This is a genomic window from Streptomyces sp. NPDC056144, from assembly GCF_042264145.1.
Taxonomy (GTDB): Bacteria; Actinomycetota; Actinomycetes; order Streptomycetales; family Streptomycetaceae; genus Streptomyces.
Genome location: NZ_JBHJVF010000001.1, coordinates 133187 through 148946 on the forward strand (window position 1 = coordinate 133187; position 15760 = coordinate 148946).

The 15760-nt window shown below is 67.4% G+C and carries 8 protein-coding genes; 2 read left to right on the forward strand and 6 right to left on the reverse strand.

Features of this window, described 5'->3' with window-relative positions; translation table 11 throughout:
• Window positions 1–13: 13 nt before the first annotated feature.
• Genes ACFC0Z_RS00580 through ACFC0Z_RS00590 form a run of 3 tightly spaced genes read right to left on the reverse strand, consistent with a single transcriptional unit; the run spans window position 14 to window position 8693 of the window.
• Window positions 14–5623, reverse strand: coding sequence for a DEAD/DEAH box helicase (locus ACFC0Z_RS00580; RefSeq protein WP_376431221.1), 5610 nt, complete (start codon window positions 5621–5623; stop codon window positions 14–16).
• Window positions 5620–6564 carry a hypothetical protein gene (locus ACFC0Z_RS00585; RefSeq protein WP_376431223.1) on the reverse strand — a complete coding sequence of 315 codons (945 nt, stop codon included), beginning with the start codon at window positions 6562–6564 and terminating at the stop codon, window positions 5620–5622. The genes ACFC0Z_RS00580 and ACFC0Z_RS00585 overlap by 4 nt, the downstream gene beginning before the upstream one ends.
• Window positions 6561–8693: a hypothetical protein gene (locus tag ACFC0Z_RS00590; protein ID WP_376431225.1), complete on the reverse strand. Its 2133-nt coding sequence runs from the start codon at window positions 8691–8693 to the stop codon at window positions 6561–6563. Before ACFC0Z_RS00590 ends, ACFC0Z_RS00585 begins: the two co-directional genes overlap by 4 nt.
• 526 nt (window positions 8694–9219) lie before the next feature.
• Here ACFC0Z_RS00590 and ACFC0Z_RS00595 point away from each other — a divergent pair.
• Together ACFC0Z_RS00595 and ACFC0Z_RS00600 are read left to right on the forward strand one after the other, a co-directional pair.
• The gene (locus tag ACFC0Z_RS00595; RefSeq protein ID WP_376431227.1) at window positions 9220–10761 is read left to right on the forward strand and encodes an ATP-binding protein; all 1542 of its coding nucleotides are present in this window, start codon (window positions 9220–9222) and stop codon (window positions 10759–10761) included.
• Between the two features lie 132 nt (window positions 10762–10893).
• Window positions 10894–13833 (forward strand): Z1 domain-containing protein, encoded by a 2940-nt coding sequence (locus ACFC0Z_RS00600; protein WP_376433396.1) that lies wholly within the window; start codon window positions 10894–10896, stop codon window positions 13831–13833.
• 42 nt (window positions 13834–13875) lie between these two features.
• On the opposite strand, the gene ACFC0Z_RS00605 is transcribed toward ACFC0Z_RS00600, so the two are convergent.
• From ACFC0Z_RS00605 to ACFC0Z_RS00615, 3 genes are read right to left on the reverse strand one after another with little or no spacing between them, the layout of a single operon-like run.
• On the reverse strand, window positions 13876–14595 hold the full coding sequence (locus ACFC0Z_RS00605) for a class I SAM-dependent methyltransferase (RefSeq protein ID WP_376431229.1): 720 nt from the start codon (window positions 14593–14595) through the stop codon (window positions 13876–13878).
• Between the two features lie 29 nt (window positions 14596–14624).
• Window positions 14625–15035, reverse strand: a complete 411-nt coding sequence (locus ACFC0Z_RS00610; RefSeq protein WP_376433398.1) for a hypothetical protein — start codon at window positions 15033–15035, stop codon at window positions 14625–14627.
• A 56-nt stretch (window positions 15036–15091) separates the two neighbouring features.
• A complete protein-coding gene (locus ACFC0Z_RS00615) occupies window positions 15092–15559 on the reverse strand; it encodes an ATP-binding protein (RefSeq protein WP_376431231.1) in 468 nt (155 codons plus the stop codon).
• Window positions 15560–15760 lie beyond the last annotated feature (201 nt).

Genomic DNA, 15760 nt, shown 5'->3' on the forward strand with positions numbered 1-15760 from the left:
GCGCCCGCTGTGGTCAGCCCACGTCGAATCCTGACAGCAGCGCGGTGACCCGTCCCGGAGCCTTGTCGAGGATGAAGTCGTCGAGAAAGACGACGGCTTGCGCACTGCGGCCGCTCGTGGCCGCCGCATGCCGGATCTGGGTGATCCGTTTCGGCTCCGTCGTGCCGTCGGCGATCTCGAAGGGACTCTTGGCAGCGACCCACAACCGTTCCTCGAAGAGGATGGCAGGACCGGTATTCCCGAGGTCGGGTACGAACTCGGCATCGCTTTCCGGGAAGTCGCTCGCCCAGGCGGCCAGGAGCTTGGAGGCGTTCCGGGGGCGTACCTCGCTTCGGCCGGATGAGTCGGAAAGAACGGTCAGAAGGTCGCCGGCCAAGCGCCAGTCGAGGAGAGAGTGGTACGCCATGTTGGTGTAGTCGCGAAGGCACTCGTAGCAGGAACCGCGGCACTCCTGTCCGTGGTTGCCTGAGCGGAACCGCTCCAGCATGCGCCGTGCAGAGGACAGGAGTTCCGGGAAGACCTCGGGCTCGGCCAGATGCGTGCAGTAGCCGGCTCCGTTGTCGAGGGTGTCCGAGAGAAAGGCGAAGGTCCGTGAGCGGCTGACGGCGGACCCGGCGCCGTGGATTCCGGCCGCAATCTCCTGAGGCTGGACCTGCAGGAGGTCGCCCGCGGCACTCCGGAGAAGGGCGGCGAGCGAATACCAGGCGGCGCGGCGGCCGGATCGATCGTCGGGGAAGCCAGTGGCCTGCGGCACGGATGCCAGGTTCAGGCGTAGCCCGCGGCCGGGCAGTTCGGCGTCCGCGGGGCCAAGAAGGAACAGGTCGGTGTGCTGGACGGCACCGATGGCTGTGCTGATGGCTTTGCTGTCCGCCCCTTCGGCCGGTGCGAGCCACGGGGCATGGGCGGCGGCCGTCTCAGCGTCGACGAGGCCGCCGGACCACATATCGGTCGCCTTGATCGGGAGGAAGTGGAAGAGGCGCCCGCTGTTGTCGTTCACGGAATAGCGGCGCCCCTTGCCCGCATGCACGACCAGGCCGGCCTCGGCGTGGCGGAGCGGAGCGCCCTTTTCCAGATCAGCGGCGGTGCGGGGAGACAGAGACCTGGCACGCCAGGCGAAGTTCCCGTCGAAGTCCCGCTTCCTTCCGCCGGTGATGAACCCGGCAGGCTGATGCAGAGGCAGCTCGCGGTACATCCCGTCGGACGCGCCGCAGGCAGGACAGGGAGGACCCGGCCGGTCATCGGTCCCGGTCGTCTCTGTGTTTCCGGGGGCCGCCGGCTTCACTTCCTCATCGAGGTGGCCGCAGGCGCGGCACATGCCGATGTGCTGGGCGTCGCCCAGGGGGTTGGCGACAGGCCGTGGAAACCGCCCAGTCGGCTCGTAGGCGCCGATGCCCACCGCGGTATGCACTCTCCCGTCCTTTACCGTCTCCGCGCTCGGGGCGAACTGGGAGATGGCGATATCGAGGGACCGGTCGACGGATCCAGCCGGAGGCCATGGAGAGGAGTCCGTGGGCTTGCGGGTGTAGAGGTACCGGGCGGAGGTCGGGAACCCGAACATGGGAAGGACCCCAGCCTCGGCCAGACGCTGGCTGAGGTCCTGGTGGCCCCGAGGAGACTCGGCTACAGCGGTGACGCGGGGTACGAGTCCGTGGGCGGCCCAGCTAAGGGCGTCCTTCGCTGCCCCGGTGGCACGGGTGAACGCGGCCAGGGACTCGGCGATGCCGTGGATCTGTTCGCTCTCGGCGGCGATCCAGGCCTCCACCGCAGGGCGCAGGGCAGGCCAGTCCCTGGACAGTCCGAACTGGCCGTGGACGTTGCGGGTGGGGTCGAGTCCGGAGTCGTCAGGCAGCGCCCGGAGGGCGTTCTCAGCGGCGCGACGAAGGACTTCGGCGTTGAAAACGCGCCGGTAGATGTCTTCCATCTCGGTGGAGAGATAGGGGGCCGGTGTGGGCGCGCTGGTGATGCGCTGGGGATCCTGGAAGTAGTGCTCGTCGTGGCTTCTGCCTCGGCAGACCGTGAGTGCCAGAGCGACAGGGGAGCCGCGTCGGCCCGCGCGGCCGACCCGCTGCTGGTAGTTGAACCGGGTCGGCGGCATGTTGGCCATCAGAACGACGGAGAGAGGGCCGATGTCGACGCCGGCTTCCATGGTGGTGGTCACCGACAGCACGTCGAGAGTGTCAGGGAGGGCGTGCTCCGTATCGTCCAGGAGGACTCCCTGGAATCGGGCCTGACGGCTCTGGGCTTCGATCCGATCGGTCTGGCCGGTGAGCTCAGCCGTGTTCAGACGGAACCTGCCGGCTCCCGTCGAAGCCATCCAGGAGTAGTAGTCGTCATCTGGTGCACTGAAGGCGGTGGGATGCGTCGGCAGCGGCCCGCGGCACTTCGTGCAGACGCCGGTCCCGGGGTGCATGTGGCGACGATGGCACTGGGTACACGTCCACACCAGCTCCTCACCGTGGCGGAGGGCCACATGCTCGGGCTGGATGACGTACTTGACCACGGCCTTCCCCCAGGCTCGTTCGGTCCGAGCCTGTACGTCCTCCTCCGTAGACCCTGAAGATTCGGCGACCTTCAGCCAGTAGTCACGCAGGGGGCGGGGTGGGTTGTCGGCAGCGGTACGAAGTCCGGCGAACCGGCGCAGGTGCCCGAGCACCCGCAAGCTGCCGCGTACGAGTGCCGTATCCGATGTGCGAGCGGCGTCGAGGGGGGTATGGTCCCCGGCCAGCGTGAGCCAGCCGAGACCCAGCGATTCGAAGTCCCTTCCGGCGCTGCCGAAGAGCCCCATGAGAAGTTCCCTTCTGAGGGACTCCCAGATCTCCTCCCGGAGGGTCTGCTGCTGGCTGCTCAGCATGCTCGCTGTCTCTTCCCGGACCTTGCCCCGTGAGTCGTCCGGCCAGCGGTAGAGAGACGACCAGGAAGCGGGCGCGGAGCCCTTCGCGTAGGCGGTCTCCTGGAGCGAGGCATGGGGACCGCCAGGGTTGACCCCAAGGTCAGTGAGCCGTTCGGCGACCGAGGCCGCATGGCTGTCCAGGCTGGGGATCCGGCTCAGGAGGGCGTGCAGCTCGGCCTCGTCTTCAGGTGAGGCGTCATGCTCTTCGAGGGCATCGAGATCGTCGGATGGCCTGGGGGCCTGCAGCTTCTTCCACGACTCGTACGTCCCGGGGTCCTTGGCCTTGAGCCGCTTCTGCGCGGCGGCGGCGGCTTCCGCTGCAACCGGTGGGTTGATGTCTTTGCGGTAGTACCCGCGGACGGCAGCGAGGTCGGCGGCGGGGTCGCCCTGCTCGGTGACCTCATGGGCCAGCAGCAGACGCAGAAGGTCCTGGTAGTGGCGCAGACCAAGCCCGGACGCGAGCTTGGCCGCATCCTGACGGCTGTCGGAGAAGACGACTGCCTGACGGTGTGCCGCTGGCTGAGAGAGGATTCCGGTGGTCAGCACCTGGTTGACCTTCTCGAAACCGGTGCGCATGGATCTGACAGGTGTACGGAGCCGACGTGGGTCGGTGAGACTGAGGTACTCGCGTCCCGCACGGCGGAGCTCCCAATTGTCCCCGCACCCCGGGCAGCGGGTGGGAGCGGCCGGAAGGTCCTCGGGCCTGAGACGGGCCGTGCCTCGTTTGGATTCCGAAACGCTGGTGTGAAACGACCAGCCGGTGTGATTGCGGTGATTGCGGATCGTGCCGGTGCGAGGGTCGTAGAGGCTCTTCTTGAATTCGAATCCCGCGCTCATCGAGCCTCCCTGAGTGGACGAGGAGTCCCAGTCAAAGCGGTCGAGGGACGGGCGCCGTGTACGGGGCCAGTACACGATGTAGTTCGCAGCAGTGGCACTGAGAGAGACGGCGTCCGGCAGGGAGTCGAGGTCAGGAAGGTCCGCAAGGAGGGATGCTTCGAAATGGCCGCCCTGATTCCTGAACGCCGACTCGGGAGCGAACCCCCCAAGGAGCACGTCGCCGCAGTTCTGGCAGTAGAGCAGTTCCAGTACGCGCGACCCGCAGTCGCAGCGAGGCGTGGGACGGGGGTAGAGCTTGCCCACAGTCCTCTCCCCGCCCGTGCTTTCCGGGCACTGCGGGTCCGAGCAGGCCCAGACCCCGGGGATGTTACGGAAGAACAGATGGCCGCGGAGCCGGGGTACGTCAGGAAGAGATGTCTGCCGGAGGGCGGCGAGCACGCCGGCCAGGGCAGCTGACCGCTGCTCCTCATCGCTGGCATCAGGGAAGAGCCTGGCGGCAACGGCACTGTCGAAGTCCGTGATGAGTCGTTCGCCATCCCTGAGAGCGTTGGTAAGCGCGGTGCCCGCATCAGAACGTGTGAGGAGCTCGTCGGCCTCCTGAGCCGCAGGCGCGGTGGCGAAGTCGGCGAACGCCGGCGCGTGGGCGGAGATGTCGCTGGATGATGAGGCAGGAAGATCCAGTCGGCCCCCCAGTACCTCGAAACTGTCTCGCTCCACCCCGAAGAACTCTTCGAGGAAGGGCAGGTCGCGGGGTGCCTCAAGCGAGGCTGACGCGGCGATGATGCGGAATTTATCAGGTCTGCCGTCGAGCCCCAGGCGGTGCCGGAGGTTCCGGAGCAAGTACGCCACCTCCGTGCCTGCCGTGCCGCGGTACATGTGGAGCTCGTCGACGACCAGTGTGAATCGGGCCTCGGGAACGTCCTCAAGCCAGCGACGCGTCTTGTCGAAGATGGCCGCCTCACGGGGGCGCATCAGCATGACATTCAGCATGCTGTAGTTCGTGATCAGGATGTCCGGTGGCGCCTGCAGCATGTCCCAGCGTGACCTCATCTCCGCTCCGTCGAGCCTGGGGATGAAGAACCTGGCGTCGCCTTCTTGCTCCTGAGCCTGTCGGGACCGCTGCTCGGTTGCAGTGAACACGTCGCGGAGCGCGTTGGTCCCCGTCCGGGAGCCGACGTCACCCGGCACGGGCGTCGCCCCGGTGTAGCGGCCGAAGTAGAACCGGTGGCCCGGCCGGTTCACGGCGAGCCATCCCCGCGCCGCGTCGCTGTCCAGTGCCTTGCGCAGCCGCATCATCTGGTCGTCGACCAGCGCGTTCATGGGGTACAGGACCATGGCGCGCACCGCGGCGTGCCTGCCTGACTCACCTGCCCGCTGGGCCTGGAAAGTGCCTGTGGGCGAGGACCACCACCGGTTGACTGGTGCGGAGGCTGGGGTCCAAGCTTCCGATTCCTGCACGAGGTCGGCCAGGATGGGCAGGAGGAACGACTCGGTCTTACCCGAACCCGTCCCGGCCGTCACCACGACGTTCCGCTGGTCCCTGACCGCCGCCGTGAGGGCGAGGTGCTGGTGCTCGTACAGAGACGGGACGTCCTTGAGCAGGCCGATCCTGGCGAGTTCAGCGAGTCCTGGGTGCGCGCCGGCCGCACGTACGGATTCGCGGATCCCCATGCCCGCCAAGACGTACTTGGGCCGCACTTCGAGCAGCGGACGACGCCATGCACCGCTGTCGCGGTCGAAGAGCCGCTGCCTCTCTGCCTCAAGCTGCTTGTCAGCGAGGCCGAACGGAGTGTTGTAGTAACGGAAGAGCGCTTCCTTGAGGTGCTCGAACGTTCCGATGATGTCCAGCCCCTGGGCTGTTTCGGTCTGCGGCTGCTGTTCTGCGGCGCGGCTCACTGCATGTCTCCCAAGGACTGTCCGAGCGATTGGGCGATCTTGGCTGCGATGTCTTCAGGGACGTTGTCGTACGCAAGGTTGCGCGCGTTGACGTTGATGCGGGGCGCGAGGCCCGAGCACATGGTGGCGACTCTGCGGTGGAGGTCAGGGAGTGGATAGCCCCAGTCCACGAATAGCGTCCCGCTGCGGCTGCCGCCGTTCCCTTTCCCGGGGCGCCAGGTGATGGGATCATCATCGGTTCCCTGAGAGGCGAGCACGGCGTACACACCGTGTTCATGGGATGTCCGAAACCACGCACCGTCCTGCAGCACCTGGCATACGCGCTTGCTGTCACGTTGCTTCAACCGGTACAGGCCGTCGCTCTGGGGCCGCTGGGCCGGGAGGTATCTGCCGTGTCCGAAGTCATACCGCTCCAGAGGCGCGCCGAACTCTGGGGCCGAGGTCTGTTCTCCCAAGACACCGTCTCCTAGAAGCGCCGCCCCTTGGCGGGCGAAGCACGGAGCATGCAGCGCGCCCAGGTCCTCGGCAGCCGCGCTCAACTCGTTGTCTTCGCTGAACTGCAGGAGGAGCGAAACAGGTAGCGGGATGTCGTGCCCCGGCCGGTCTGCCGACACGCGGAACAGCGTAATCAGTTCGTCCTTGACCAGTTCGTCGAGACGCTGGTCGAAGGCCGCGGTGCGGCTGCCCGTGAGCACCGCCAGCCCCCGGCCTGCGGGCAGCGGGGTGACGACGGGCGGTGCAGCTGACCACCGGCGGTCGTGCCAGTCGACGTCAAGGTAGGCGAGGGAGACCGCATCGCGCAGCCAACGGCCGGGTGAGCCGGGGGTGATGTCCGGGCAGAACTTGGCGCCGAACCACCACAGCCCCTGTTTCGCCTCGGAGAGCTCACCAGCCCCCTCCTCGCTGAGCCATCGCAGCAACAGGTCGCCTGGCTTGTTCATCCCGCACTCCCGTCGCGGCGGTTGACGATGGCTTGGGCCGCCTCCACGTACAAATGCCAGCCTGTTATCTCGCACCTTCCGCCGGAATCTGCGCTGAGCACGGCGTACGCCCAGCCGAAGTCCTCCCAGGAAGGCTCGGGATCGGGCAACGGGTCACTGGTGTGTACGGCCCTGACCCACCAGCGCTGTGGAGTGTGGTAAACGAACCACACCGCCTCATCAGGTACCTCGCTGGCGAAGGCCAGCTGCGCAGCGGCATCCGGGACCCGGTTCTTCATCCAGTCTGGCGCTTCCCGTTTCCGCACCCGGACAACGCCGCCGCGGGCGTCGAGGAAGCATGCCTCCAGGACGGTGTTCCGGACGGTCACAGTGCGAGAAGCGGACGTTCCGCCTCCCGGAGCGGAAGCGCCCTTGATCCATGCGCCTTCGCTCCCCGCGGCAGTGGCCTGCAGAGCAGCAGTACTGTCGCAGGCGTAGCCGAGGCTGCCCGTGCCGTCCGGAAGTCCCTCATGGAATCCGTCGTGAACGGTGAATACCTGGCTCGTGGACGCCGTGCCGATACGGTGCTCTCCCTCAGGAAGGGTGAGCAAGTGAAGAGGGAACGGGAAGCGGGGGTCAGGCTTGAGGCTGGAGGTCTGGCCGTCGAGAACGACGTCAATCGTTCCGTCGGGTGTCTCCGGTGACGGCAACAGGAGGTCCGGTTCGCCGCCGCGCAGGAAGTGCCCCGCGACCGCCCCGCTCGCCCGGTACTCCTTGGCGATACGCAGCCCGCCGACGAGCTTGGTGCTGTGGCGCACCTCCGGCCGAAGGACGTGGGTGTGCGCGCTTCCGGACTCCAGTGTCTGGGTGAACTGGGCCCCATTGGACGCACGGACGCCTTTGAAGAGAACCCAGCCGGGGACCGGAGCGGGACTCTCCCGAGGTGTGTGAGCGCCAAGGGACCTGAGCATGGTGCGAACCTGTGCCGCCGTGCCGGTGGAAGCCAGGATCATGTGCTGGCTACCCGGGACAAAGCAGTCGGTACTCACCCATTCGCCCAGATCGGGGTGGATCCGAAGGAGGATCACGTCCTGAGGGGCCCACTCGATCACCAGGCTCTCGCCTTCGAGCCGTACTCCTGAACGGAGTTGCGGCTCAGACGGCTCCAGCGTTTCCAGCCCTGAGTACACGCCGCCGTAATCGGCCCGCAGAGTGAAGGAGCGCCCGCCCGAGATCTGGACGACGGTCTCGTCGATACCCTCGGCGGTGTCCGCGAGCCATTCCAGGCGTCGTTCGCGGTTGGTGACGGCCAGGCGCAGACCGAGCGCCCGGCGTGTGCGGTTCCCCGTGGGTTCGTGGAGAGTGCCGTCCCAGCTGGCGGCAAGCCTGTCCAGGATCGGCACGATCAATGCCCTGTCCTGTTCGGACGCGGTGGGCGAGGAAGCGAACCGGACCTCGTCGGTGAATCGGTCGGAGAAGCCGCGGTGGTGTCCAGCAGTCCAGGCGACTAGGCGGCGGAGGAGTTCCCGGCCTGGGACACGGGCCGCATTGCCTGGTTGGAGCCGGGTTGCGGCGAAGAACCGTGTCATCGCGTGCCGGTCGGATCTGCGAACGAGAGCTTGGGAGACGGGATAGCCGATGCGCCAGTAATACTCGCCCGTGCTGACGGTGCTTGCTCCGTAGAGTCCCCCCGTCTCATCGAGCCAGGAGTCGAGTTCCTGCCACATCGCGGCGACATCGTCCAGAGCCCTGTCGAGCCGGTAGGCCTCGTGGCCTTGCTGAGGAACACCGAACAACTGGTACCAGCGCCCGCGGTAGTTCGTGCGCCGCATGCCGTCGGAACTGGCCATTCTTGTGGCGGCAAGGACGGAGGCGGCCAGCACTGGGAGACTTGGCGGCGCCCCGTCCCGACCCTGCTCCGACCAGATCTGGCATCGCTGCACGATTTGTGTCAGCAGTGGTGTCCCGTCACGGACCCAGCCCAAGGAAGCGGAAACGGCTTCAGGCAAGGAAGTCTCGATGCTGAACCGCTGTGCGAGGTCCTGCACAGTCTCATCGTCCACGTATAAGACGGTGTCCTGCAGAGCGCGGTCGGCACTGAAGAACTCTTCGGACAGCGCCTGGTACCACTGGTCGTACGCTTCCCTCATCTGCCCGCCCGTGCCTGATGTTCCGCCTGTGACTGATCGTGTGTGTGGGGGGTGACGCACACCCACCGTGATGAGGTTCCCGAAGCCCGTCAGGCGGGCGATTGCCGGCAGGACGGGCACCCGACTGGTGGGGCAGTAACAGGTGCCGGCAAAGTGGCGAGTGCACGCACTGGGCCGCAGAGTATGACAGGCCGGCGACGTACTGCCAGTACCTCCCGTTCACCGGGCAATCGGAATAAGACAGTTGTCCGGTGTCGCCTGCGCAGGTACCACGAGAACCGTGTTCCCGCAGATCAAGCGACCGGTAGAGTCGCAGGAACCGGCCCTCAGTCACCTTGCTTCGCACGGCCCACCCCACAGCTGAGGGCCGATAAGCTCGTGGAGGCGAGTGATCAGTCCGCGCACTGAAGAACCGGCCGCCACCGGCCCACCAGGGCCTCAGCCAGGAACACCATGAACAGAGAACCGACGGGCCGCACTTTCCCCCACACAGGACCCGTCCTGTAGCAGGAGGGAAACGCCCCGCATGACCCACTCGTCGTCGCTTGCGTCGAACTGGACCGCCGAGGTGCCCGTAGACGGCAGCACCCGTCTTCCCCCCGACGCCGGGTACGGGAAGGCTCTGGCCAACCAGGGATACGGGTTCAAGAACGCGGTCGCTGACCTCATCGACAACTCGATCGACGCGGGCGCCGACAAGATCGTGGTGCACTTTCTCCGCAACGCTGACCGGATCCTTTCCCTCCTGGTCATCGACAACGGTCACGGGATGGACGCTGAAGGGCTGGAGCAGGCCATGACCGTGGGGCGCCGCCGCGCCTACGGCGACAGCGCTCTCGGCATGTACGGCACGGGGCTCAAGGCGGCCTCCCTGTCCAACGCCGGGGCGCTGACGGTCATCAGCCGGACCAGGAAGAGCACGCCGGTCGGCCGCAAGCTCACTGCCGAGGGCATCGAGGACGGCTTCCGCTGCGACACCGTCGCAGCCGAGTTCGCCCGGAGCCAGGTGGACGTCTACGACGGCATCATTGAGTGGCAGGGGACGATCGTCCGCTGGGACCGGGTGCGTGAGTTCGAGACCGTGGCCCCCGGCCAGGCGGACGCGTATCTCTCCGACGCCATCTCCCAGCTGGAGGTTCACCTCGGCCTCTACCTGCACCGCTTCCTCAGCCGCAACGTCTACATCGACATCGCGGTCTGGGATGTGGAGACCGGAGACGAAGTCGACCACAGCTCGGTGGAGCCCCTCGACCCCTTCGGCTACAAGGTGCCTGGCAGGGCAGGCTACCCGCGGAAGTTCGCGGCCCGGGTCGAGGGCGCGGGGCCTGTGCTCCTCGAAGCCCACATCTGGCCTGCCAAGTCGAAGGCCCCGGGCTTCAACGTGGGCGCGGTCAACGAGCGCCAGGGCTTCTATTTCTACCGCCACGACCGCCTCGTCCAGGCCGGCGGCTGGAATGGCGTCCGGACCCCCGACAACAAGCTGTCTCTCGCCCGGGTCGCGGTCGACTTGCCCGATGGCTCGGGTCAGGTCTTCAGCCTCGATGTGAAGAAGGAAGGCGTCCAGGTCACGAGCGCCTTCACCACGGGAGTCACGGAAGCTTCGGACGGGGCCGGGAGCACCTTCAGAGCCTTTCTCACTGACGCGGAGGAGGCCTACCGCACCGCTGCCTCCCGGGCGGTGATCGAGCGCCCTGCGGTTATTCCGCCAGGAAAGGGCTTCGACCCCAAGATCAAGCGGACCGTGGGCCAGGAACTCCTGGCCAAGGGGGGTGAGGAACCCATCCGGATGGAGTGGAGCGATTTGCCCGAGGGGAAGTTCTTCGACCTGGACCGGGAGGAGAACACTGTTCTGCTCAACAAGGAGTACCGGGAGGACTTCAACGACGGCCGACGTGGTGGATCGAACGATGCGCCGGTCACCAAGACGCTCCTCTACCTTCTTCTTCAGGACTGCTTCGGTCTCGGCCGCTGGGAGCGCAAGCGCCAGGATCGCATCGACTACTGGAACGCGATCCTGCTGAGCTCCGTCCATGCCCAGCGGGACCGACGGCAGCGGTACGACCAGTAGCCGGACCGCCTACTCCCGTCTTCTGCCATTACGCGCGACGGGCCGCCTGGGGGCGGCCTGCCGATGATCCCCGGAGCACCTGTGACCTACGCCGCCGCGCTTCTCGACATCCACACGTCCGCCCTGGCCGGAATGGCAGCCTTGCCCCGGCGTTTCGAGAAGTGGGCAGCGCTCGCCGCCGACGAGGAGTACCCCGACGCTGATCTCAGCGAGGAGACCTTTGCCGCTGTTCTGGGTGCCGACTCCGCCGATTCCGGCCCTCTGACTTCCCTGTGGTCGCGTACTCTCAGTGCCTGGGACTTCGCCGGTTCCCCGCGCTGGTCCGATGGAGCCGCACCTTGCACCCCTGAGCGTCGTACCGAGGTGTACGACCGTCTAGGCCTCGGCGGCGTAGCCCGCAAGGCGCTGGACGAAGCTGTTCCCGTCAGAGCGACTGCCCCGGTCGTCGTGATCGGCAGGTCCGACTTCTCTCCCTGGTACACCCAGGAGCGAGCCGCGGCCCGGTCTTTCTACTGGCGTACCTACGAGCAGAAGCTGCGCAGCAAGGGCTGGTCCAGCACCGCGGTTGCCAGCCTCGATGAAGCCAGCCGCAAGGTCGTGGAGCGCCTTACTGACCCCGAGCAGGGCGATCCCCAGCAATCCAAGGGGCTCGTCGTCGGCTATGTCCAGTCCGGCAAGACGGCCAACTTCACCGGGGTCATCGCCAGGGCCGTCGATGCCGGGTACCGCCTCGTCATCGTTCTCGGAGGCACCCTCAACCTGCTTCGTTCTCAGACTCAGCGTCGTCTGGACATGGAGCTCATCGGCCAGGAGAACATCCTGCGCGGCGTCGACCCCGCAGACCCGGACAGTCTTGTTGGGATCGATTACGTCGGCGATGACGCGGAGTGGGACGACTTCGTCAGCCACGGTGGCCGTCCTCGCGACGTTGGTGGCTTCGACATCGAACGACTCACTGGCCGGGGCAATGACTACACCGGCCTCTCCCGCGGCATCGGCATGCTTGAGATCGAGAAGCACGACCGGCGCAAACCTCTCTACGACCCTTCCAACCTCCACCGCGCGGCCGCCCGCGTCATGGTTGTCAAGAAGAACAAATCCGTCCTGGACAAGCTGATCAAGGATCTCAAGCAGGTCCACAGCGTTCTCGGCGAACTGCCCGCCCTGATCATCGACGATGAGTCCGACCAGGCCTCGGTCAACACATCGAACCCGAGCAAGTGGACGGAGGGGAAGACTCAGAGGACCGCCATCAACAGCAGGATTTCCCAGCTCCTGAAGCTGCTTCCCCGCGCTCAGTACGTCGGCTACACCGCCACGCCCTTCGCCAACGTCTTTGTCGACCCGGGGGACAGTGCCGACATCTTTCCCAGCGACTTCATCATTCCGCTGCCCCGCCCGGCCGGTTACATGGGCGTTGAGGACTTCCACGACCTTGACTCAGTGATCCCGGTCCAGGAAAGGACCGTTGCCGACTCACAGCAGAAGGCCCACATCCGGGACGTCCACGAGGAAGACGCCGACGAGCAGCTGCAGAGGGCCATTGATACTTTCCTCCTTGCCGGTGCCGTCAAGCTCTACCGCGCGGACCACGGTGTGCCGGAAAAGCCGTTCCGGCACCACACCATGCTGGTCCACGAGTCGGTCCGCAAGGATGACCACGCTGAGCTTGCTGAACGCATCACCGGGATGTGGCACCGCGCCGGGTACAGTTCTGTAGTTGGCCATGAGCGGCTCTCTGCACGGTGGGCTGATGACATCGCTCCAGTCAGTGCTGTCCGCGCCACCGGCCTTCCCAATCCCGGTTCCTACGAGGAACTCAAGCCGTACGTCTATCAGGCCCGGCAGCGAATAGCCCGGGGAGGCGGTCCCGTCATCGTCGTCAATGGCGACTCTGACCGGTATTTCGCCCAGCTCGACCTGGACTTCGATCGCACCCCGCACGTGTGGAAGATCTTGGTAGGCGGCACCAAGCTGTCCCGGGGTTTCACCGTCGAAGGACTGACAACTACCTATTTCCGCCGCACCACCCTTCAGGCAGACACCCTGATGCAGATGGGCCGCTGGTTCGGCTTCCGTCCTGGATATCAGGACCTGGTCCGGCTGTTCATCTCCCGGGGAGATGAACACAGCTCCGACCGGAAGGACAGAGACCTTTACGAGGCGTTCGAAGCTGTCTGCCGGGACGAAGAGGCCTTCCGGCAGCAGCTTGAGCTGTACGCCCAGCTGGTCGACGGCCGTCCCCAGGTATTGCCCGGCCAGGTGCCGCCCCTGGTCATGCAGCATTTGGACTGGGTTCCGCCCACCGCCCGCAACAAGCGATTCAACGCCGAACTCATGGAGATCCGTTCCCCGGGCCGTCCGATCCAGCCTGCGGCACACCCGCTGGACCGCGCTGCACTCCAGCGCAACACCGAGCGCTGGACGCCGGTGCTCCGCCGCTTTGACGATCAGCCGACCCGCTTCTCAGCACCAGACCAGCGTGCCGGCTTCACTGAGAGTGGTTTCTCCGCCCGTATCGCAACCGTCAGCCATGCCGAGCTTCTCGGCGTCCTCTCCTCCCTCGAATGGGAGGACCCCGGAAAGTTCGCCCCGCACCTGCGCTATCTCGCCCAGCTCGACGGTACTCTCGCCACGGTCGACGACTGGCTCCTGCTGTCGCCTCTCCACACTGACCGGAACCGCGCTGACGCGGCGCTGCCTGGTGCTCCGGGTACTTTCAGCCTGGCCCGCCGAAGCCGCCAGCGGGGCAAGGCTTCCTTCAGCGCCGTCGCCGGTGTGGAGCATCTGGCTGCGGTCCGGCAGCTGGTTCAGGACGCAGCGGCCGGAAGCCCCGACCCGGCGGCCGGACCGCGCACCGGCGTAGCCCTTCTCTACCCGGTCGTCGAGGGAGCCACCGACGACGACGTCCGTGCGGCCATCAAGCCGGACGGAACCGCCGACATCACCAAGCTGGTGATGCTCTTCGCCTTGGTCCCGCCGAAGTCCGCCGCGGACTCCTCTCGACGCCTGGTCTGTTTTCAGGCTAAGGACTCCCGCAATCAGAACGATGTGATCATCGACGTGGAGTAGGTGCGGGCGAGCCTCGGCACGCACGAGTCGCGGCCCCCTCGCTCAGGAGGTTTCGGGTTTCCGGGCCAGGACCAGACGGCAGCGGGGGCTGCCGTCCTCGCGGCGGCCGAGGGGCTCGACGGGGGTCAGGGTGACCTCGAAGCCGGCGTCGGCGAGGCGGGTGCGGACGTCCGCGAGGCGGAAGGTCCGGTAGTACATGACGAAGCGGGGGCGCCAGACCGCGTTGCGGACGCGCATGGCGGCGTCGAAGCCCCAGAGCGTCCAGTAGAGGCGGGAGCCGACGCGGGGCGGGGCGGGCAGGGGGAAGGCGAAGGTGCCGCCGGGGCGGAGGGCGCCGTGGATCCCGGTGAAGAGGGTGCGCTGGTCGTCCGGTTCGAAGTGGCCGAAGGCGCCGAAGCTGACCGCCAGGTCGAAGGCGGGGGCGAAGGGGAGGGCCAGGGCGTCCGCGCGGACGAGGGCGGCCTCCGGGTGCGCCGTGCGGGCCCGGGCCAGCATGCCCGTACTGAAGTCGACGCCGACGACGGGGCCCGCGCACACCGAGCGGAGGACGCCCAGGCCCGCGCCGGTGCCGCAGCAGACGTCGAGGCCCGAGTCGAAGGGGCCGAGCTCCTCCAGGGTGTCGGCCACGGCGGTGAGGAGCCGGTCCGAGGTGCGGAAGGGGGTCTCGTCGAAGGAGTCGGCGAGCAGGTCGTAGCCGTGCTCCACCGAGGAGAGGGCCTGGACGGTCAGTTCGCGGAGGCTGGGTCCCTGCGGGGTGAACATGGTCCGAGGGTATGCCGGGACGGCCGTCCTCAGGTGGCGGAACGCACCGGGGACGTGGCCGACCAGGCCGGGGCGATTCCGGTGAGCTGGCAGACCAGGAGGTAGAGGGGGATCGGCGGGGTGTACGGGGAGGTGCCGTCGGGCTCGTGGACCAGGCGGGGGCCGCGGTCGGGGACCTCGGCGCCGGGGGCGTAACAGGCGGGCAGCGGCCAGGCGAGGTCCTGGTCGGAGCCGGCGGGGACCAGCCACCACCACCAGTCGGAGTCGGCGTAGACGCAGCCGTTGACGGGGAGCCGGGAGAGGATCTTGAAGCCGAAGCGGGCCGGGACGCCGACGGCGTCGAAGCCGAGGCCGGTGCGGAGGCCCACGGGGACCGGGAGGCGGGTCGCCTCGACGGGTCGGGAGGGGCGGTGGTCGGTCGCGGCTCGCTGGCGGGGGATCGGGGAGGGTTCGTACGGCCTGCGGGCCGACCGGGGGGTCAGCAGGGTGGTCAGCCTCAGCACGGTTCCCCCATGCCGTGGGCCAGCTCGGCCCAGACGACCTGCGCGGTGCCGTGCCCGGTGCGGTCGGCGCCCCACGCCGTGCACAGGGCGTCGACGATGAGGAGTCCGCGGCCGCGCTCCTCCTCTCCGCAGTTCCGCATGCGCGGGCCAGCCGGGCCGCCCTCGTCCCGTACGGATATGCGCAGGGTGTCCTCGTCCTCGCGGAGTTCGCAGACGACCCGGCCGCTCGCGGTGTGCACGACGGCGTTGGTGACGAGCTCGGAGACGACGAGCGCCACCGTGTCGCGTATCTCGGGGCCGCAGCCCCAGAGGATCAGCCGGTCCTCGGCGAGGCGGCGGGCGCGGGAGACCGAGGCGGTCTGGGCGGGGAGCTCGTAGGCGAAACGGCGCACGGCGTGGCCGTGAGGACCGGAGGGGGAGCCGGCGGGGGAACCCGCCCGCAGCCGGGGTCGCTGGGTCATGACCCGAGGGCTCATGAGACCTGAGGGCTGCGCGTTACCAGAAGCCACGACCGGTTCCTCACAACAGTGGGCAGGACTGCCGTACGGCGCGGCCTCCGGAGGCGCGGTGGCGCGCGGAGGCTGCGTGTACTGGTTCACCGGAACACTGTCCTCCTGCCGCGGACACTTGGCAAGGGGCACTCTGGAAATTGCAGAGTGCGC